At 37.1% G+C, this 18,486-nt stretch carries 18 protein-coding genes; 13 read left to right on the top strand and 5 right to left on the bottom strand.

Annotated features, from left to right (window positions below):
• Positions 1-2: 2 nt before the first annotated feature.
• Positions 3-926 (top strand): glycosyltransferase, encoded by a 924-nt coding sequence (locus ACSBFT_RS00810; protein WP_489602907.1) that lies wholly within the window; start codon positions 3-5, stop codon positions 924-926.
• Here ACSBFT_RS00810 and ACSBFT_RS00815 read toward each other — a convergent pair.
• Positions 879-2,000, bottom strand: a complete 1,122-nt coding sequence (locus tag ACSBFT_RS00815; RefSeq protein WP_489602908.1) for a hypothetical protein — start codon at positions 1,998-2,000, stop codon at positions 879-881. The genes ACSBFT_RS00810 and ACSBFT_RS00815 overlap by 48 nt on opposite strands.
• 699 nt (positions 2,001-2,699) lie before the next feature.
• Between ACSBFT_RS00815 and ACSBFT_RS00820 the strand changes: the two genes are divergently transcribed.
• The gene (locus tag ACSBFT_RS00820; protein WP_489602910.1) at positions 2,700-3,662 is read left to right on the top strand and encodes a hypothetical protein; all 963 of its coding nucleotides are present in this window, start codon (positions 2,700-2,702) and stop codon (positions 3,660-3,662) included.
• Positions 3,663-3,849: 187 nt separating this feature from the next.
• Here ACSBFT_RS00820 and ACSBFT_RS00825 read toward each other — a convergent pair whose 3' ends face one another.
• A complete protein-coding gene (locus ACSBFT_RS00825) occupies positions 3,850-4,215 on the bottom strand; it encodes a CoA-binding protein (protein WP_489602911.1) in 366 nt (121 codons plus the stop codon).
• A gap of 91 nt (positions 4,216-4,306) precedes the next feature.
• Here ACSBFT_RS00825 and ACSBFT_RS00830 point away from each other — a divergent pair, with 91 nt between their 5' ends.
• The 7 genes from ACSBFT_RS00830 (at position 4,307) to ACSBFT_RS00860 (ending at position 12,292) form a co-directional block, all read left to right on the top strand.
• The gene (locus ACSBFT_RS00830; RefSeq protein ID WP_489602912.1) at positions 4,307-5,212 is read left to right on the top strand and encodes a dihydrodipicolinate synthase family protein; all 906 of its coding nucleotides are present in this window, start codon (positions 4,307-4,309) and stop codon (positions 5,210-5,212) included.
• Between the two features lie 2 nt (positions 5,213-5,214).
• Entirely contained in the window at positions 5,215-6,279 is a 1,065-nt protein-coding gene (locus ACSBFT_RS00835) for a 4-hydroxyproline epimerase (protein WP_489602913.1), read from the top strand.
• Between the two features lie 301 nt (positions 6,280-6,580).
• The gene (locus ACSBFT_RS00840; RefSeq protein WP_489602914.1) at positions 6,581-7,849 is read left to right on the top strand and encodes an NAD(P)/FAD-dependent oxidoreductase; all 1,269 of its coding nucleotides are present in this window, start codon (positions 6,581-6,583) and stop codon (positions 7,847-7,849) included.
• Positions 7,850-7,890: 41 nt separating this feature from the next.
• The gene (locus ACSBFT_RS00845) at positions 7,891-9,693 is read left to right on the top strand and encodes a TrkH family potassium uptake protein (protein ID WP_489602915.1); all 1,803 of its coding nucleotides are present in this window, start codon (positions 7,891-7,893) and stop codon (positions 9,691-9,693) included.
• Positions 9,694-9,787: 94 nt separating this feature from the next.
• Complete coding sequence (locus ACSBFT_RS00850) at positions 9,788-10,480, top strand: potassium channel family protein (RefSeq protein WP_463049043.1); 693 nt, start codon at positions 9,788-9,790, stop codon at positions 10,478-10,480.
• Between the two features lie 25 nt (positions 10,481-10,505).
• A complete protein-coding gene (gloA2, locus tag ACSBFT_RS00855; RefSeq protein WP_489602917.1) occupies positions 10,506-10,892 on the top strand; it encodes an SMU1112c/YaeR family gloxylase I-like metalloprotein in 387 nt (128 codons plus the stop codon).
• Between the two features lie 134 nt (positions 10,893-11,026).
• Positions 11,027-12,292 (top strand): OmpA family protein, encoded by a 1,266-nt coding sequence (locus tag ACSBFT_RS00860; RefSeq protein ID WP_489602919.1) that lies wholly within the window; start codon positions 11,027-11,029, stop codon positions 12,290-12,292.
• Between the two features lie 60 nt (positions 12,293-12,352).
• Here ACSBFT_RS00860 and ACSBFT_RS00865 read toward each other — a convergent pair whose 3' ends face one another.
• Together ACSBFT_RS00865 and radA are read right to left on the bottom strand one after the other, a co-directional pair.
• Positions 12,353-13,381 (bottom strand): mechanosensitive ion channel family protein, encoded by a 1,029-nt coding sequence (locus ACSBFT_RS00865; RefSeq protein WP_489602921.1) that lies wholly within the window; start codon positions 13,379-13,381, stop codon positions 12,353-12,355.
• 71 nt (positions 13,382-13,452) lie between these two features.
• Positions 13,453-14,829 carry a DNA repair protein RadA gene (gene radA / locus ACSBFT_RS00870; RefSeq protein WP_489602923.1) on the bottom strand — a complete coding sequence of 459 codons (1,377 nt, stop codon included), beginning with the start codon at positions 14,827-14,829 and terminating at the stop codon, positions 13,453-13,455.
• A 214-nt stretch (positions 14,830-15,043) separates the two neighbouring features.
• Between radA and ACSBFT_RS00875 the strand changes: the two genes are divergently transcribed.
• The 4 genes from ACSBFT_RS00875 to aroQ all read left to right on the top strand — a co-directional run bounded on the left by ACSBFT_RS00875 (position 15,044) and on the right by aroQ (position 17,344).
• Positions 15,044-15,667 (top strand): outer membrane beta-barrel protein, encoded by a 624-nt coding sequence (locus tag ACSBFT_RS00875; RefSeq protein ID WP_463049048.1) that lies wholly within the window; start codon positions 15,044-15,046, stop codon positions 15,665-15,667.
• A 101-nt stretch (positions 15,668-15,768) separates the two neighbouring features.
• The gene (locus tag ACSBFT_RS00880) at positions 15,769-16,521 is read left to right on the top strand and encodes a hypothetical protein (RefSeq protein WP_489602925.1); all 753 of its coding nucleotides are present in this window, start codon (positions 15,769-15,771) and stop codon (positions 16,519-16,521) included.
• A gap of 44 nt (positions 16,522-16,565) precedes the next feature.
• Complete coding sequence (locus tag ACSBFT_RS00885) at positions 16,566-16,880, top strand: hypothetical protein (protein ID WP_463049050.1); 315 nt, start codon at positions 16,566-16,568, stop codon at positions 16,878-16,880.
• A gap of 44 nt (positions 16,881-16,924) precedes the next feature.
• The gene (gene aroQ, locus ACSBFT_RS00890) at positions 16,925-17,344 is read left to right on the top strand and encodes a type II 3-dehydroquinate dehydratase (RefSeq protein ID WP_489602927.1); all 420 of its coding nucleotides are present in this window, start codon (positions 16,925-16,927) and stop codon (positions 17,342-17,344) included.
• 5 nt (positions 17,345-17,349) lie between these two features.
• On the opposite strand, the gene ACSBFT_RS00895 is transcribed toward aroQ, so the two are convergent.
• Positions 17,350-18,423, bottom strand: a complete 1,074-nt coding sequence (locus ACSBFT_RS00895) for a DUF4412 domain-containing protein (protein WP_489602928.1) — start codon at positions 18,421-18,423, stop codon at positions 17,350-17,352.
• Positions 18,424-18,486 lie beyond the last annotated feature (63 nt).

An 18,486-nucleotide genomic window follows, 5' to 3' on the forward strand; every position in this document is an offset into this window, starting at 1 on the left:
ATATGTCAAACACAAAACTTGCCCCCATTGTCTTATTGACTTACAGGAGACTAGACTTATTAAAGAAAACAGTGGCTTGCCTTAAGGCAAATATTCTTTCTACAGAAAGTGAACTGTTCATCTTTAGCGATGGACCTAAAAACCAAAAAGAGATTGCAGACATTTTGAAGGTGAGGAATTATATTAAAACCATAAAGGGGTTTAAAAGGATCGAAGTCCACCCATCCCCCAATAATAAAGGTTTAGCAGCTTCTATGAAATACGCTATAAATAAGACCTTTGAGAAGTTCGATAAGGTTATTGTGATGGAAGATGACATTATGTGTTCGAAAGATTTCTTGGCATACTGTAATACGGGTTTGAGATTGTATGAAAAAAACCCAAAGATATTTTCTGTTACTGGATATAAATATCCGTTTAGGATACCTGAAAATTACAGTAATGACACCTTTCTGATGCCTAGAAGCTGCTCTTGGGGCTGGGCTAGCTGGAAAGACAGATGGCTGAAGGTAGACTGGGAGACGGATTATTACGAGTTAATGAAAAACAACAGATACTTGCGTAAAAAATTTGTTCAGGAGTGTGGAAATGACTGGGTACATATGGCGAGAATGCGTAGGAGTGGTGTTATGGATGTCTGGAGTGATTTCTGGAACTATACACATTTCAAAAACGGAGCCTACAGTTTAGCTCCTAAAATAGGGAAGGCTAATCATGTAGGATTTGATGATTTTGCGGTAAACGAAAAGCATGGTACTGATATTCTAGAGCATGTAATTTTGGAAGAAAATCCAGTGGTTTTTGATTTATTACCAATGGCCAATAAGGAGATTTTAGACGAAATGTCGTACTATTTTGGTGGTACTATATGGTATAATTTAAAAAGAGAAATCCGAACGCTCACTGGATGGAATATTGTGGCTTAAAGCCTCTTTAATTAAGGCAATTAAAAAGACAGTTTGGATTAAAAAGGTGGGTAGGCCTATCCACTCTCTAATGACAAAATACGAACCGCTATATCCCCAAACGCCATCTTCTCTGGTGAAATGATAAATCAAAGCCGCAACGCCATACCATGCCAATAAAAGCCAGCTGCTTTTGACAAAGTAGGAGGAAACATTTTCTTTATACTGTGAAATTAATATACCTAATATGGGAAATACAGACAGGAAATACTGATGATTTCCAACCTTATAAATACTAAAGATAAAAGTTAAAATAAGGCAAGTTTGAAAATATACGTTGTTGATTTTTAATCTAAATATCATATAAAGAAGAGATAGATAACCTAAGCCCATAATGACGGTGTTGTATTGGTCAAGATTACTAATACCCAAAGAAGAAAGCGGTTGGTGCTCACCTCTAATAAACCTGAATATAGAAAGTAGACGAGAAGCCCGTTCTGCTCCAAACTGAAAAGGAATGATGAAGGTATCGCCCCATAATAAATACGCCATGGCATAGAAAAATAAGGTGCTGGTTCCAAAGCTTATTAACGACTTTGAAATCCATTTCCGCTCTTGTAAAAGTAAAAGCGGAACTAGGAAAATAACCGAGAATTTGAAGCTAAAAGCTATTCCTAAAAAAAGACCAGCTAGTAGCCAATTCTTGTTTTTCAAATGAAAAGAAAAGAGCAAAATGCAGCCCGCCAAGAAAAGCTCGTTGGAAGCATAAATAATACCAAAAACTATAAATAAGGGATTAAAGACTGCGAAAACAAATGTCTTGATGTCTTTAAGTTCATTTGTATGAGTCCAAATACCAAGAGCATAAACAAACAAAAATAAAAATGCGGGTAGCTTTGGATGAATGAAGACAGTCCAAGCGAAAAAGTTATATACAGGACCGTAAGCGTTTAGGGTTCCTATCCATGGGTCGTTTCCTTGAAGAATATGATTCCATTGCTCTAGATATAAGGCGTAATCATGCTGAGCAGGAAGAAAAAAAACGACAATGGAAAGTAAAACAAAGAAGCTAATGAATATCTGTTTGGATACCATGAATGACTAAGGCTATTTTGGATTAAATTTAAGCTAATTCCTCCATTGTTATATCTTAATTTTAGCAGGACTCTTAACGAAAGTTACCATAAAAGCGTGGTTGAAGTTTTTTTATTCCTTTGAGGAAATAAGGGTGAAGTAGTATCCTCCAATTGGGCTGAGAAATTCCGCAGATGACCAGAATTTTGAGGTCTTCAATGCCATTCGGCTATCAGATTTTCTAGCCTATAATAGAGCTTCCCGTGAAAGATTAAGCAAGCATGGTACTGTCATAGATGAGGTTATTCATCTATCACAAGATGAGTAAGGACAATGCAAAACCAGTGGCTACGGCCAGTAGCCTAAGTATAGCTCTATAAAAAGAAAGCTCGATATCTGAAATTTAACCAGAATACATAAAGAGGTGGATGAACTAAAAGAATTGGTTTTATCCCAAAAATCTCAAGAGAATAAGCTAAACTCAAAATAAATAATGGAGTGATTGCCTGATGTTCCACATAGAGCAACATCAATATGTGGCATATAAACTGTTTTTGCCAAATAACAATAACCTCAAAACGATCCCGTAGAAAGCATAACCAATGTACAAGCCAAAAGTATCAACTACCGCCTAATAAACCGTAAAATAAAACCTTTATAAAAGCTAATTATTTATTTAAAAACGTGAATTAGCTTTAGATATAAACTAACAAAAAAACAATGAAAAAAAGAGTATTCTTTTTTTTGGGAATATGTGCATTAAGCCCTAAGACACATGCTCAAGTGGAAATAAATGCCGATTACGGAGGTTATGGTAAAGGAGGTGAAATTTTGGCAAAAGAATATGGAGGAGCAAACTACTTAGTCATTCAGCCAGATTTTGATGGTCATGGAGGATTTTTCAATGTAAAAAATGGCATTCAAAATTCTGGATTCCTCGTCGATGGAAATTATTTTAATAATTATTCACAAGTTATAATTTCGGGAAATTCTTCTACCTATTTCAATACTTATGACACTGGAAATAACTCTGTCATTTTGCCTAACAATGCTGTAAGTAGTACCGAAATTTTAAATGAACCAGGTGTAGTCATGAATGATTTCACATATTATTTAAGTTTAAACAGTACGCTTTCGTCCTATATTAGTCGTACAATAACTGCACCATCTAGTGGTTATGTTTTGGTAATGACTGCCGGTCGATTTGGCATTAACCATTCAATCGGAACAGAAGATAAGGGTGAATTCGGTCTTTCTTCTAATGGTACTACATTTGCACAATCTCAAGATCTCGATATACAAATTCCTTCTTCCCAGCCATCAGGTCTTTTTTATATTCCTTTTTCCGCTCAAAGCGTTTTTCCAGTAGAAAGTGGCTCACATACATTCCACTTACTTGCCAAAGAAAATACAGGAGATATAGAAATGGCAGATGTAACATTAACTTGCCTTTTTATTCCTACAAAATACGGAACGGTTTCTAGTGAAGTTGTGATTCTATCTTCTCAAAATGAGAAAGATGACGCTAAAGCAGTATCCATGCAACCTGCCGTCACATTGGCTCAAGAGAAAGATAGCTCGATAGCTGAAAATTTAGCAAGAATACAGAAAGAGATGGATGAGTTAAGAGCTTTAATTGCTTCGCAAAAAACAGACGGTAATAATCTTAATTCCAGAAAATAAAGAATTATGTCATTAAAGCACTCCACTTTTCAAGAAAGCAAAGCGGAGTAGCTGCTTTACTATCTCTTTTTGGATAAAAGTAAATGATGTTTGTATTTCAATGTAAAATGTTTAAAAAGAGCCCATAAAGCATTTTTTACATTAGCTTGGCTGTTATTTACGATTAATCCCTGTGAATATTTAATCTCTAAAACTGCCCAGTAGAAAGCATAACCAATGTACAAGCTTCCAATGTTTCCACACCTTGTTCTTCTAACTTCTTCATTAGAGCAGGATTTTCAGCACCGGGATTAAAGATAACCCGCTCTGGATTTAGATTTAAAAGGAAGTCTTCATAGGCTTCCTGATTTCTTTCCCCTAAATACATCGTAACTGTATGGATGTCTTCAACGCCTTCAATGCTACTTTGTATGGTTTCTCCTGCTACTTCACCTTTTTTTTTGCCTATCAAGACAATTGGATGATGATATCGGACTAATTTGTTTGCGGCCAAATAAGCGTATCTCGATGGATTGGTGCTGGCACCGAATAGGAGTGTTTTTTTCTGTGTCATGTTAAGAGAATATCAATAGCTAAGAGACAATTGATTTTAATAAATAGTTCTAATTTGCTAACTCAAACACTCAAACAGAAATATCAACCTTATGAGACCAAATTGGAATGGAGTTTATCCAGCAGTTACTACAAATTTTAATGAAGACCAAAGTCTAGATTTAGGACTATTCAAAACCAATATAGAAAAGCAAATAGAAGCGGGCGTTCATGGAATCATCATTTGTGGTTCACTTGGAGAAAACGGTACACTCACCACTGCAGAAAAAATGACACTAGTGGATGCTTCAAAAGAAGCTATTGATGGTAGTGTTCCATTGATAATGTGTATTGCAGAATGCATCACTTCTGAGTCGGTGGCTTTTGCTAAAGATTGTGAGAAAGCTGGTGTGGAGGGTTTTATGTTATTGCCATCTATGCGTTATAAAGCAGATGATAGGGAGACTTTGCATTATCTTCATTCGGTTGCAGATGCTACAGACTTACCGGTTATGGCCTATAATAATCCAATAGCTTATGGGAATTTCATTAGCATAGATATGTTTAAAGATTTGGCTCAAAATGCCCATTTCGAAGCGATGAAAGAGAGTACAGGCGATATCCGTTATTTAACTGAAATTATCAATGAATTAGGAAACAGATATAAGATTCTTTCTGGCGTAGATAATTTAGCAATGGAAAGCTTAATTATGGGTGCAGATGGCTGGGTAGCAGGCCTAGTAGATGCTTTCCCAAGAGAGACGGTTGTGATTTATGAATTGGCAAAACAAGGCAGAATTGAAGAAGCGAGAGACATTTATCGCTGGTTTTTTCCATTATTGGGTCTTGATATTGGAAACAAGTTTGTGCAAAAAATTAAGCTTGCGGAAGCGGCTGTAAATATGGGTTCGGAATGGGTGAGAGAACCAAGACTGCCATTAATAGGAGAGGAGAGAGCAGAAGTGATGGCGATTATTGAAAAGTCATTAGCATGTAGACCTGTATTACCAATACTTTAAGAATGGCAACAGACCCACTAGAATTAGAGGTTTCCGAAAGTTTCTTTGAAAAGAAACGACTTTCTGGAAGTCTTTTTTACTGTATTGATGCACATACTTGTGGCAATCCGGTTCGTTTGGTAGCGAAGGGCGGTCCTGCTTTAGAGGGGAATAGCATGTCTGAAAAAAGACAAGATTTCCTTAAAAATTACGACTGGATTAGAAAAGGGCTCATGTATGAGCCACGAGGTCATGATATGATGTCGGGTAGTATACTATATCCGCCACACAATCCTGCAAATGATGTGGCCGTTCTTTTTATTGAAACTTCAGGCTGTTTGCCCATGTGCGGTCATGGCACTATTGGCACCATCACTATGGGTTTGGAGTATGGCCTCATAAAGCCTAAAGTCAAAGGCAAAGTAAGAATGGAAGCTCCTGCTGGTTTGGTGGAGATTTCTTATACCGAAGATGTAGATGGAAAAGTAAAAAGTGTAAGGTTGACAAACGTTCCTTCTTATTTAGCCAAAGGAAATATAGAAGTGGATTTCCCACCTTTAGGCAAGCTTAAACTGGATGTGGCTTATGGGGGTAATTATTACGGAATAGTAGACCCTCAAGAAAACTTTAATGGATTAGAAAGCTATAAAGCAGAGCAGCTGATTTCTTGGGCGAGAGAATTGAGAGCCCTTTTAAGCGTTTCTCATGATTTTGTTCATCCAGAAGATCCAAGCATTAATGGCTTAAGCCATATCATGTGGACAGGCAAAACGATTGACCCAAATTCTTCCGCAAGAAATGCCGTCTTTTATGGCGACAAGGCCATTGATAGATCACCTTGTGGCACAGGTACTTCCGCTAGAATGGCTCAGTGGGCGTCAAAAGGAAAGCTGAAAGAAGGCGAGGTGTTTGTTCATGAAAGTATAATAGGCAGTAAATTCGAAGGAAGAATAGAAGGTAGAGCGAAGCTAGGAGATTTCGATGCCATCATACCTTCGATAGAAGGCTGGGCAAAAGTGTACGGAGAAAACCTAATCTCGATAAACAAAGAAGACGACCCCTACGCAGACGGCTTTCAAGTGATTTGAAAATGTAATTAATCCTTACATCAGAATTTACTGTTTAAGCGAAGCTAAAATATTAAACAAAATTCAAGTTTTGCCTTGTACTGTTTGATTACGTTCAAAACGTATTAGAATTTTATTTTGGAAGTCAAGGTTGAAGTTTTGAATGTAAGAGTTTACAAGGCAGTGTTTTTTTGATTCCTTTTTTACGCTAAAAAAGGAATGCCTGTCCGGCAAGGACAGCAGAGTAAATGGTATCAAACGTAATTTTTATTTCGCTCAAATATGAAGCGGAAGAATTGGGGATTAGACAAGAAAATAAAAAATGAAAGTTCATATCATAGGCTCAGGCATCATCGGTCTTTTTTCCGCTTACTACCTTGTTAAGGGAGGGCATGAAGTAGAAATAATAGACCAGTATGATGGTCAGGACGGCTGTTCTTTTCAAAATGCGGGAATGATAGTTCCTAGCCATTTCATTCCTTTAGCTGCTCCCGGAATGGTACAGCAGGCTCTGAAATGGATGTTGGATGATACCAGCCCGTTTTATGTAAAACCAAGGCTAAGTCTGTCCATGCTGAACTGGTCATGGAAGTTTATGCAGTCGGCAAATCAAAAAAGAGTGGACGCCGCCATGCCTGTTTTAAAAGATTACTTGGTTCAGAGCAGAGCGATGTATCATGATTTGGTAAACTCAAATGAGATTGACATTGATTTAGAAAAAAAAGGATTATTGTTGCTTTGCAAAACCAAACACCTTTTAGAAGATGAAATTGCTGTAGCTCATAAAGCTGAAAGTATGGGAATGGAGGTTCAAATCTTAAACAAAGAGGGTGTTCATCAATTAGAATATGAGGCCTTACCAGATGTTTTAGGAGGTGTTTTTTATCCCGAGGATTCCCACTGCGATCCTCAGAAATTAATGAAGAGCTTGAAGTCATTCTTAATAAGTGAGGGTGTTAAGTTTTCTTATAATATAGAGGTAGTGAATGCTTCTATCTCTGGAACTAAAATCGAGCGGCTAAGCCTAAGAAATGCCAAAGGAGAATGTGATGAATTGGATGTAGAAAATGTGGTTATAGCCGCAGGCAGTTGGTCAGAAAGACTTTCTAAGCTTTTTAAACTGAGTATTCCTTTACAAGCAGGAAAAGGCTATAGTTTTACACAAGACCAAGAATCCTCGAAAAGGATTTTTCATCCATCTATCCTTTGTGAGGCTAAAGTGGCAGTTACACCTTTTATGAATGATAAAGTTCGTTTTGCTGGTACTATGGAATTTTCTGGTATTAATAATAAAGTAGAAAAGAAAAGGGTAAGAGCTATAGCCAAAGCGGGTTCCACTTTTTATGATCAGATAAAAGTAAATACACCCATTGAGCGGGATATTTGGTATGGTCTGAGACCATGCTCACCAGATGGCTTGCCATATATTGGCAAAGCACGGCATTTGGATAATTTGGTGGTAGCATCTGGACATGCCATGTTGGGGATTAGTTTAGCCCCAGTAACTGGTCAAACGGTTTGTGATCTTATTATTTCAAAAAATGTATCTCAGAATATTGGATTGTTTGATATTCATAGATTTGAAAAATGAATTGTTACCTTTAAAACGAATTATTTAACACTGGTTATTAAGTGAAGCTTAAACACTATTTAGTAGATTTCTGGGATAAACTCATTCTTATTAGGGAGCGAGTAGTCAAAAGATTAGAATGGGCTATTTTCACGGCTTTATTTTTAGGTTTTGCTTTAGTGATTTACCAGATAGCTTTCCCCAAGGAGCTAACCGTGGAGAACTGGGTAGATACCGTACTTACGGATGTACCTATTGTGGTCATGTTCCTATATTTTGCTAAATGGCTTCTTCAAAATTTTATAAGGAAAAATATAAGACTTATAGATAGGAACTACCTCTCAGATTTAACTTTTGCGTGCATTTTGTATTTGTTTTTGTATCTAAAGAGCCATTTTGCTTTAGTCAACGAAAATTGGGTGCTTCACATGTTGATTAGCGTTTTCTTCGTAGTCAGAGTGATGCGAGAAGGAGCTATTTTCGGAGGGAAAGGTATGACACCATCAGTACTTTTTGTGGTCAGTTTTGTGATGTTGATTTTAGTAGGAACAGCACTTTTGCTAATTCCTGATGTTTCCTCTCAGCAGCTTAGTTTTATAGATGCTCTTTTTACGGCTACCAGTGCTGTATGTGTTACTGGTCTTACTGTGGTAGATACTTCCACGGCATTTACGGCCATTGGGCAGGATATGCTATTAGTGCTTATTCAGATTGGAGGTTTGGGGCTCATGACTTTTACCAACTTCTTCGCCATTCTTTTTAGGGGAGGAATGTCTTTCAGAAACCATTTAATTTTGAGTGATATTATTCAGTCAGATAAGCCTAATTCTCTTTTTTCTACTTTATTGAAAATTGTAGGTTATACGTTTGTTATAGAACTTATTGGTATATTTTTTATCCATTTAACCAGTAACGAACGCTTTTTTACCACTTCTTGGGATTCGTGGATGTTCTCTATTTTTCACTCCGTTTCTGCCTTTTGTAATGCTGGTTTTAGCACCCTTCCTGATGGCCTTTTTAATGGTGGTTTTAGATATAATTATCCGTTTCAGTTGGTTATTTGTGCATTGGTGATTTTAGGAGGAATAGGGTTTCCTGTGGTTTTAGACCTCTATGACACTGCGAAAAGCTTATTAAGGAGCTTTTTTAGATGGCTGTTTTTTAAAGAGAGGTTCATATTTTTAGCTAGAAACTTAAACGTGCATTCAAGGCTGGTTTTAACATCTACCACCATTTTGCTGGTTGTGGGAACCATATTATATTTTATAACGGAGTATAATAATACCCTTGAAGATCATCCTACCATGTTTGGAAAGGCTGTGCAGGCATTTTTTGGTTCGGTTACACCAAGAACAGCGGGTTTTAATACTGTAGATATGGGTGGTTTGATGCAAGGTACCATTTTGATTTATTTATTGTTAATGTGGATTGGGGCGTCGCCTAGTAGTACGGGTGGAGGTATTAAAACCACAACTTTCACGATAGCAATAACAAACATTGTGGCATTAGCAAAGGGTAAAGAAAGGGTTGATATTTTCAAAAGAGAAATTTCCGCATCTTCTATTCATAGAGCTTTTGCCGTGATTTTCTTGTCTCTTCTGATCATTGGCATGGCGGTTTTCTTTATTAGTATTTTTGAGCCAAATCAAGAGTTGACTAAGATTGCTTTTGAGTGCTTTTCAGCTTATAGTACAGTGGGCTTATCCATGAACTTGACGCCACAATTGAGTACCCCTTCAAAAATAGTATTGATAATTACCATGTTTTTAGGGAGGGTAGGTATGTTTACCTTACTTTTCGGCCTGTTTAAGAAAATCCAAAGTAGTTCTCATCAGTACCCAAAAGAAAACGTATTGATAGTCTAGATTTAAGTATAATATTTGGTGTTATAAGAAGCAGTACATATTAAAGGGCTTTTCAGGTTTTGCGTAAAAGCATTGATTCAATAGAACAAAGAAAATGAAATACATTATCATAGGAATGGGAAACTTCGGGTCGACTTTGGCTACCAGATTGACAGCCATTGGTCACGAGGTTTTTGGTGTAGATAACCGTTTGGAAATTGTGGAGCAACTGAAAAATAAAGTGACACACACCATTTGTTTAGATTCCTCAAAACCTGGAGCATTAAATGCTCTTCCTATTCAAGATTCCGATCAAATAATAGTGGCTATTGGCGAAGATGTTGGAGCCTCTATTCTTACCACAGCTCTTTTAAAACAGCATAATGCCAAGTCTATTATTAGTAGAGCTATTAATCCATTGCATCAGACCGTTTTGGAGTCCATTGGCATAGAAATTATTTTTAATCCTGAGAAAATTGCAGCAGAACAGTTTGCCAAACAGCTAGAATTAAGCGGAGTGATGGAGTCTTTTGACCTGTCGGATGATTGTAGTATTCTAGAAATAGAAGTCCCTAAAAGATACTTAGGAAGAACGGCCTCCAATATTGACTTTTTTAGTACTTACGGCCTAAAACTGATAGCTGTGAAACGCTTTCAGACTAAGAAAAATATCATCGGGATGATGAGTAAGTTTGCCACTGTAGACATGAATCTAGACGGTGAACATGAATTTGACGAATCAGATATTTTGGTGATGATGGGTAACATCAAAGATTTCCAGAAGATGATTGGAAGCGATTTGAGGTAATTAATCAATGTACTAGAAAGGAAGAATGCAATTAAAAAAAATCCATCATATAGCTATAATCGCTTCAAATTATGAAGCATCAAAAGCTTTTTACACAAGCGTTTTAGGTTTAGAAATAATAAAAGAAACCTATAGGGAAACCAGAGACTCTTATAAGCTCGATTTGGCATTAAATGGTGAATATATTATTGAGCTTTTTTCTTTCCCCAATCCGCCAGAAAGAACCTCTAGGCCGGAGGCTGCGGGTTTAAGGCATTTGGCTTTTGAGGTAGAAAATATAGAGCGTGCCATTGCAGATTTAACCAAGAACGGTATAAGTTCTGAGCCCATCAGGAATGATGAAATAACGGGTAAACGTTTTACGTTTTTCGCAGACCCAGACGACCTTCCATTGGAGTTTTATGAAAGATGATTGCACCATGATGGAATTTTGTTTTCTTAAGAAATATGACCTTAAAAGTCATTTAACACTTCTTAACAGGTAAGCGTAAACTTCTAAATATGGTTTAATGTTAATATCTTAGAACAAAAAACCATAAAGGAATTATGTACAAAGCACTGTCAATCATCCTTTTGTTTGGCGTACAGGCTGCCATGGCTCAAGTTACTCCAAATCCAAAAGTAACTAAGAAATCTACTCAGGATACATTCATTAATAAGATTGAAATTACCGAGGAATATACCGTGGTTTCAATGCAATATGTCAGTAAATCGCCCAAAGAGGCTCTTAAGAATTATTTGGATAATAACCCAGAAGAGAAAGAGCAACTCGGAATGATGAATCCTATGATGCGAAATATGATTTTGCAGCAAATGATGAGTCAAATGGGAGGTAGTACGATTAGTATTCAGCCAACTTCTTTTTTAAGAGCTAAAGACGGGAGAGTGTTTGATTTTATAAAGGCCACTAACATTCCTGTAGCTCCAGATAGACAAGATGTAGAGCCAGAAAAGAAATATTTTTTCAAAGTCTTCTTTAAAAAACTAGATCCAGGGATAAAATCGGTGGATTTGGTAGAAGGTCCCAATGACGAAAGAGATGGCTTTCAATATTGGAATTTTTATGGTGTAGAGGTGAATAACCCAGGAACAGGCGAAGAAGCTACGCCGATGGCCGCCATTCCTTCAAAAAGCAATTCAGAGGCGTTTTTAATGAGTGGTAAAATATTTGACGCCGCCACAGAAGCACCTATTGCGGCTAAAATAGTGTGTTCTATTCTTGGTGAAGAGGTGCCGTTTGATTCTGTTCGTACGTCTAGAACGGGTTATTATGAGTTTTTGATTAAGCCTAAAGAATATGTTTATAAGATTGTGGCAGATGGTTATGAGACCAGTACAGAGACTATGGATTTGAGTAAGATTTCAAAGTCTTTTTCAAGAGACATTTATTTAGAACCGATTGAAACAAAAGAGCCTTTGCTAGAAAATATAGAAGAAAGCAAAGAGGGAAAATTGGAGCTAGTTGAGAAAGGAACTTATAGACTAAACAATGTTTATTTTCCTTTAGGAAAGGCAGAGATTTTAGAGGATTCTCATACCGAATTGAAAAAGGTTATTAAGATGATGAATGAAAACCCGGAAATGAAAATCAGGGTAGATGGTCACACAGATAATCAAGGGGATAGTCAGTTAAACCTGATTTTGTCCATGGATAGAGCTAAAAATGTCAGAGACTTTTTAATATCAGGAGGCATAGCGGCGGAGAGAATAACATTCAAAGGCTGGGGAGATACCAAACCGCTAACTAAGAATGAATCAGAAGGTAATCGACAAAAAAACAGAAGGGTAGAAATTGTGATAGAGCAAGAGTGATTGCCTTCGAGTCCCTCAGCCAACGAATAATCCGCCCCCTGAAGCACTCGAAGGGGGGATTTATTCCTCTTTCTTCATATAAACCGTCCTGATAGGAAACGGTATTTCTATTCCCTCTATGTTATATCTTTCGTGTAAAGCTTTTACAAACTCGTGTTTAATAAGGTATTGACTGGTAAAATCGCTACTTCTAAGAATCACGTTAAAGTTTATACTGCTGTCTGCAAATTCATTATAACGTACGAATGGCTCATGGTCTTCCACAGCACCAGGAACAGTCTTTTGAATTTCTGTGGCCACTTCTATGGTTATCTGTTCCACTCTTTTCAAGTCCGAATCGTATGATACTCCCACAGGAATAAGCACGGAGTTTTGAGAGTCTGGGAGGATGAAGTTTTTAACAATGCTGCCCGCCATCGTACTATTAGGCACTATAATAATATGATTTCCTAAAGCCCTTATAGTGGTGTTTCTCCAAGCAATATCTTCTACGAAACCTTCGTCTCCATTGTCTAATTGTACGTAATCACCTGGTTTTAGTTTTTTTGCGGCAAGCATTTGTAAACCAGCAAAAAGGTTACTTAAAGTATCTTGAAGTGCCAAGGCTACTGCCAAACCACTGACTCCCAAAGCGGTCAATGCAGGAGCAATGGGTACCCCTAAAACATGCATCACAAACAGTATGCCTACAGAGTAGACAATGATTTTGATGATATTGGTAAAAATGGAAGTGTTTGGGAAAACCTTTCCTCTTCTAAATATGTAAAGCTGAATAATTTCTGCTATGAAATAGGATGCGGCCCATGTAAAAACAAGAATATTGAATACTAAAATCGCAATTCTAATATCAGGTTTAAAAGCTTCGAAGAGGTTACTGAAATGATAGGCCACCCAAATACCGATGACCCAAAAGAAAGGAATAACCAATCTGGCGAAGAGGTCAATAACGGCGTCGTCAATGCTATTGTCGGTTTTTGATGCCTTTTTATGTAGTATTGGGAAGACGGTGGATTTTATAATCCTGCCCAGAATCCAGCCGCTAGGTAGGGCAATAACCCATAATAATAAATCAATCCAGTTTTCAGTCAATTCTTTAATTTTTTAATGATTTCAAATTTAATATTTTCAAGTGTTGCACAAAAGAGTAAACGCCTATGAATTTATCCAAATAGATCTCTAAAGACGTCTTCTAGTTTCTCAGAAGCGATTATCTCAATTCCGAATTTGTCTTTAGATAACCCTTTGACATTGTTTTGAGAAATATAGATTTTTTTAAAACCCAACTTTTCTGCTTCGGATATCCTGGCCTCTATTCTACTGACTGCTCTTATTTCTCCTCCAAGTCCCACTTCTGCTGCGAAGCATAAAGACTGACTCACAGGAAGGTCCTCGTAAGACGAAGCCACACTAACACATACTGCTAAATCTATGGCTGGGTCTTCTACTTTTAATCCACCAGCTACATTTAAAAATACATCTTGAGTTCCTAATCTAAAACCACCTCTTTTTTCTAAAACGGCTAATAGCATTTGAAGCCTTCTGCCGTCAAAGCCATTGCTGGTTCTTTGAGGTGTTCCGTAATTTGCGGTACTTACTAAAGATTGAATCTCTATGTTTAAGGAGCGGTTGCCCTCCATCATAGAGGCTATACTTATGCCGCTAATCTGACTTGTTCTTTCTGATAATAATATTTCAGAGGGATTACTCACTTCTCTGAGTCCGTCGGCTAGCATTTCATAAATTCCTAATTCGGAAGTACTTCCAAAGCGGTTTTTTGTAGTTCTTAAAATTCGGTAGGTCATGTATCTGTCTCCCTCAAATTGAAGTACTGTGTCCACCATATGTTCCAAGACTTTAGGGCCAGCCAAGCTGCCTTCTTTGGTGATGTGACCAATCATAATGACGGGTACGTCAGACTCCTTGGCAAAAGTCATAAACTCAGCAGCACATTCTTTTATCTGTGAAACGGAACCCGCTCCAGATTCTATCAGTGGTGAAACCATGGTTTGAATAGAGTCTACAATGACCACATCCGGTTCTAGCATTTCAATGTGCTTAAAAACGGCGTCCGTAGAAGTTTCTGTCAAGATATAACATCTGTCGCTTTCAAACTTTAATCTTGTAGCTCGCATTTTAAGTTGCTGCTCGCTTTCTTCACCAGAGATATAAAGTACATTATAATCCTTAAGGCTAAGGGCTATTTGAAGCATGAGTGTAGATTTTCCTATTCCAGGTTCTCCGCCAATTAATATCAGCGAACCGGGCACTAATCCTCCGCCTAAAACCCTATTTAATTCATTATCTTCCGTAATGATTCTATACTGTTCGGCAGTTTGAATTTCATTAATTTTCTTCGGCTTAGACTTTGGTTTTGTATTTTGACTTCCAAAACGCCAGTTGCCTTTTTCTGGCTCATCTTTTGCGATAAGCTCTTCAACCAGTGTATTCCATTCTAAACAAGAGGGGCACTTCCCTAACCATTTTGGAGAATTATAGCCGCAGCTCTGACAGAAATATGCAGTTTTTTGTTTTGCCATTTAAAATAAGTGTTCCTTTTGAGTGGAATTTGCGAAGTAAAGAAATAATAATGGAAAGCGTTCCATAAAGGTTCACTAGATGCAACCGATTAATAAAACCTTTCATCTATATTTTTAGAGACGGGAATATTTAGAAAAATTGTACTAAGATAAAAGTTAATGACGTTTATTGACCAGAACATTTAAAGATAGTTAGGAACATTAATAGAGAATTATGAAAAAAATTACAGCTGTTTTTATTTTTACATTATTAAGTACGTGGGGCTATGCTCAGTCGGGCTTAGGTATAAAAGGTGGCGTAAACCTTACCAATATCTACACAGACGCGGGTTCATTGAAAAATAATATCAATGAAAGTTTAGAAACTAAAACCGGATTCGTTTTTGGTATATGGGGAAGGTTAGGAGATAAATTCTATTTACAACCAGAGCTTTTAGTGGCAACAAAAGGCGGTGAAGTGGAAGTAAGACCTGCCAATGGTGGACCAGTTCAGGTGGTAGATGTTAAATATACCGATCTAGATATTCCAATTTTAGTAGGTTTTAAGCCAGTTAAATTCCTTAGAATAATGGGCGGTCCGGTGGCTTCCTTAAAACTGTCGGAAGACCAAAAATTAAAAGAAGCTTTAAACGATTATACGACAAATACGGATGAGGCCTTTACTAATGCTACTTGGGGATATCAGGTAGGTTTAGGCGTAAAGATTTTAGGTGCCGAGCTAGATTTAAGAAAGGAAGGTAGCTTGACAGATATAAATGCTTTGAATTTTAAAAATGAAGATAAGTTTAGTCAAAGGGCTTCAGGCTGGACTTTAACGTTGGCTTTTAAAATTCTTTAAGTAAAGTATCAGCTTTAAGACAACACCTCCCAGCTTGCCTGGGAGGTGTTTTTTTTAGCATGAAATTTGCTGTTGTTTTGCTACCAGATCACCACTTGCTTATGAAAATAAAACTATCCAAAAGTTCATTCCCACTTTTTTTGATATGCTGTCTGCTAACTTCTGTATTTGCCCAAAAGGGTACTGCGAGTACCCAAAACACTTATGATATTTTTGTCCATCCAGAGATTAAAGACTTAAAGTTGATGGCCACTAGAGATACATCCAATATGTATTATTATTCTTTTGAGCTTCAGCGTACCATTAAGTACAAAGAACTTTTAGCAGAATCAGGCTTTTCATTTATTACTTCATGCGTGGGTAGAGAACTTATTCTTTCTGCTCCAAACTATGGGAAAGAAGCCAAATATGAATGGGAAGGACCTAGCGGTTTTACGAGTACTTTGGAAGAAGTGAAATTTAATAACATTGCCTTAAAAGACGATGGGATTTATACCGTGGTGGTCACCAAAGGAGACTTAACTGTATATGGGAAAATTAAGTTAATAGTTAAAGAGAATCCAGTAGCATCCATTATGCAAGATAGTTTTGAACCAAATCAAGTTATAGAATTGAGAGCTGTAGAAAACCCAGTAAATACAAAGTATGAGTGGCAGAATACGGACAGGAAAATAGTGTCTAGGTCTAGGGATTTATGGATAGCTGGGCAGCAGCCTGGAACCTACAACTATCTTCTAAAAGTTAATTTAAATGGCTGTGAAGTCGTTAAGAATTTTGCTATAAATGTGGGCCAATCAATAGAAAAACCGCTCTATAAAAATGCGGTGGAAGTTTTAAGACATTCTTTTAGATAAGTGTAATATGTCTATATTGTTAACTCAATTATAAAGTCACTATTTTGATTATTTTCAAAGGGGTTAAGCTACCAAAAATCACTGCGATTGCTCTGTTTCCTTTTATAATAGTAAGATCTTTGGTTCCATCTGAAAAATTGCTTAACCACGAATCTATTCATATCAGGCAGCAGTTGGAGATGCTTGTTTTACCTTTTTATGTATGGTATCTCTTAGAGTGGTTTATGCATTTTTGCAGCATTAGAAAGTTTTGGGCAGCCTATGAGATGATTTCCTTTGAAAAGGAAGCGTATCAAAATGAAGCTGATTTAAATTATCTGAAGAAACGAAAGTTTTGGTCGTTTCTTAATTATGTCTAAAGTTTTACATTTGTGTTCGGCTAAGTAATCTTAAAATAAAACGCATGCAAAAAATCATCATTATCAATGGACCAAATCTGAATCTTCTCGGTAAAAGAGAGCCAGGGATTTATGGTTACGAAACATTTGAGGGTTATTTTGAGACACTTGAAAGTACATTCCCTGAGGTTTCACTCAGTCAATTTCAAAGCAATCATGAAGGAGCTATTATAGACAAGATTCAGGAAGTAGGTTTTACTTACGATGGTATCATCATTAATGCCGGTGGACTTACCCATACTTCTGTGGCATTGGCTGATGCTCTATCTGCTGTAAATACACCAGCCGTTGAAGTACATATTTCTAATATTCACGCTCGTGAGGCTTTTCGCCATCATTCTTTTTTAACCAGCCGCTGTATGGGTATGATTTGCGGTTTGGGTCTAAAGGGCTATGAATTGGCTATAAGACACTTTTTGAAGTAAGGTTTTTATTCTTCAGATTTCTGCTGTTTTTGAGCATCCTGCATTATTTTGTTGAAGTCCATCATGTTTTCATAACCTGCAGTTTTTAGGCTGTAGCTATCAGATTCCTTGATTTCTGTTACTTCCATGTGCATTTCTTCTCCATTTTGGTCTTTCATATCCATACCTAACATAGCCCTTCCTTCTTGTGCAAACTTCATCATTTCTGCATTAGACTTATTGTCAACTTTGAACATGCTTGTGCTGGCCGAGGAAGTCATTTTCTGAAACGACTTATAATAGGTAGAAACTACTGGAACCCTATTTTTGCTTATCCAAATGGTACTTTTTTCTTTACCCTGAGTAAGTAAATAGGCATCACAGCTATACCCCGCTATCGTTTTGGTTTCACCTGTTTTTACAAAATTCGTATTTTCTTCGGTTTCGTTTTTGTTGACTATTTTTTCTGCCATTTCTCCAGCGGCTTTCATAGACATCCCTATCATACTTTTCTTCCCTTGGGTTTCCATAAATGTGTACATACATTCTTTGTCGAAATCAATAATGACGGCTTGCAATCCTTGCGTAGCATTTGCCATTTCTGGATTAGAGCCAGAAATCATCTTGGAAGCCATATAATCACCACTTTTTGTAAAGTAGTATTTGTTTTTCATGTTAAAGTCTCCATCCTTATTTTTGGATTTGATATCCATGGTGTAAGAAGAGGAGAAGTCATAGCTAGCAGCTGGTGGTGGTGTGTTACCCATACCTCCTAATAGTCCACTTAACATCCCCATAGCCTGCTCTTGAGACAGATCTGCATCCGAACTTCCAGATGGTATGTTTTGAGTATCTGATGTGCCGGTGCTTTGGGTCTCTGTTTTAGTGTTTTTGCCAATGCCAAAAATGCTGTCAATGGCTTTGTCTACACCTTTATCTACGCCTTCATTAATTTTGTCCTCAGCCCTTTGTTCTGCACGTTGTGCGGCTCTGTCTGCCACTTTTTGACCTATTCTTCGTGGATTAAGAATTTGGGCTTCACAAACAGAGTTAACCAAAATTAATCCGACGACCATAGTGGTTTTAAATATCATTTTCATAGTTGTAAAAGTTTAATGCTCTTTAACCCGCTTTATTCATTAGAAAATCTCCCGATTTTATCG

Source organism: Arcticibacterium sp. SM2516, from assembly GCF_057914865.1.

Coding starts and splice junctions, on each gene's coding strand:
- radA (WP_489602923.1), bottom strand. CDS start 14,829: ATGGCAAAACAAAAAACTGCATATTTCTGTCAGAGCTGCGGCTATAAT.
- ACSBFT_RS00830 (WP_489602912.1), top strand. CDS start 4,307: ATGAGACCAAATTGGAATGGAGTTTATCCAGCAGTTACTACAAATTTT.
- gloA2 (WP_489602917.1), top strand. CDS start 10,506: ATGCAATTAAAAAAAATCCATCATATAGCTATAATCGCTTCAAATTAT.
- ACSBFT_RS00835 (WP_489602913.1), top strand. CDS start 5,215: ATGGCAACAGACCCACTAGAATTAGAGGTTTCCGAAAGTTTCTTTGAA.
- ACSBFT_RS00860 (WP_489602919.1), top strand. CDS start 11,027: ATGTACAAAGCACTGTCAATCATCCTTTTGTTTGGCGTACAGGCTGCC.
- aroQ (WP_489602927.1), top strand. CDS start 16,925: ATGCAAAAAATCATCATTATCAATGGACCAAATCTGAATCTTCTCGGT.
- ACSBFT_RS00820 (WP_489602910.1), top strand. CDS start 2,700: ATGAAAAAAAGAGTATTCTTTTTTTTGGGAATATGTGCATTAAGCCCT.
- ACSBFT_RS00875 (WP_463049048.1), top strand. CDS start 15,044: ATGAAAAAAATTACAGCTGTTTTTATTTTTACATTATTAAGTACGTGG.
- ACSBFT_RS00815 (WP_489602908.1), bottom strand. CDS start 2,000: ATGGTATCCAAACAGATATTCATTAGCTTCTTTGTTTTACTTTCCATT.
- ACSBFT_RS00825 (WP_489602911.1), bottom strand. CDS start 4,215: ATGACACAGAAAAAAACACTCCTATTCGGTGCCAGCACCAATCCATCG.
- ACSBFT_RS00895 (WP_489602928.1), bottom strand. CDS start 18,423: ATGAAAATGATATTTAAAACCACTATGGTCGTCGGATTAATTTTGGTT.
- ACSBFT_RS00840 (WP_489602914.1), top strand. CDS start 6,581: ATGAAAGTTCATATCATAGGCTCAGGCATCATCGGTCTTTTTTCCGCT.
- ACSBFT_RS00850 (WP_463049043.1), top strand. CDS start 9,788: ATGAAATACATTATCATAGGAATGGGAAACTTCGGGTCGACTTTGGCT.
- ACSBFT_RS00880 (WP_489602925.1), top strand. CDS start 15,769: ATGAAAATAAAACTATCCAAAAGTTCATTCCCACTTTTTTTGATATGC.
- ACSBFT_RS00810 (WP_489602907.1), top strand. CDS start 3: ATGTCAAACACAAAACTTGCCCCCATTGTCTTATTGACTTACAGGAGA.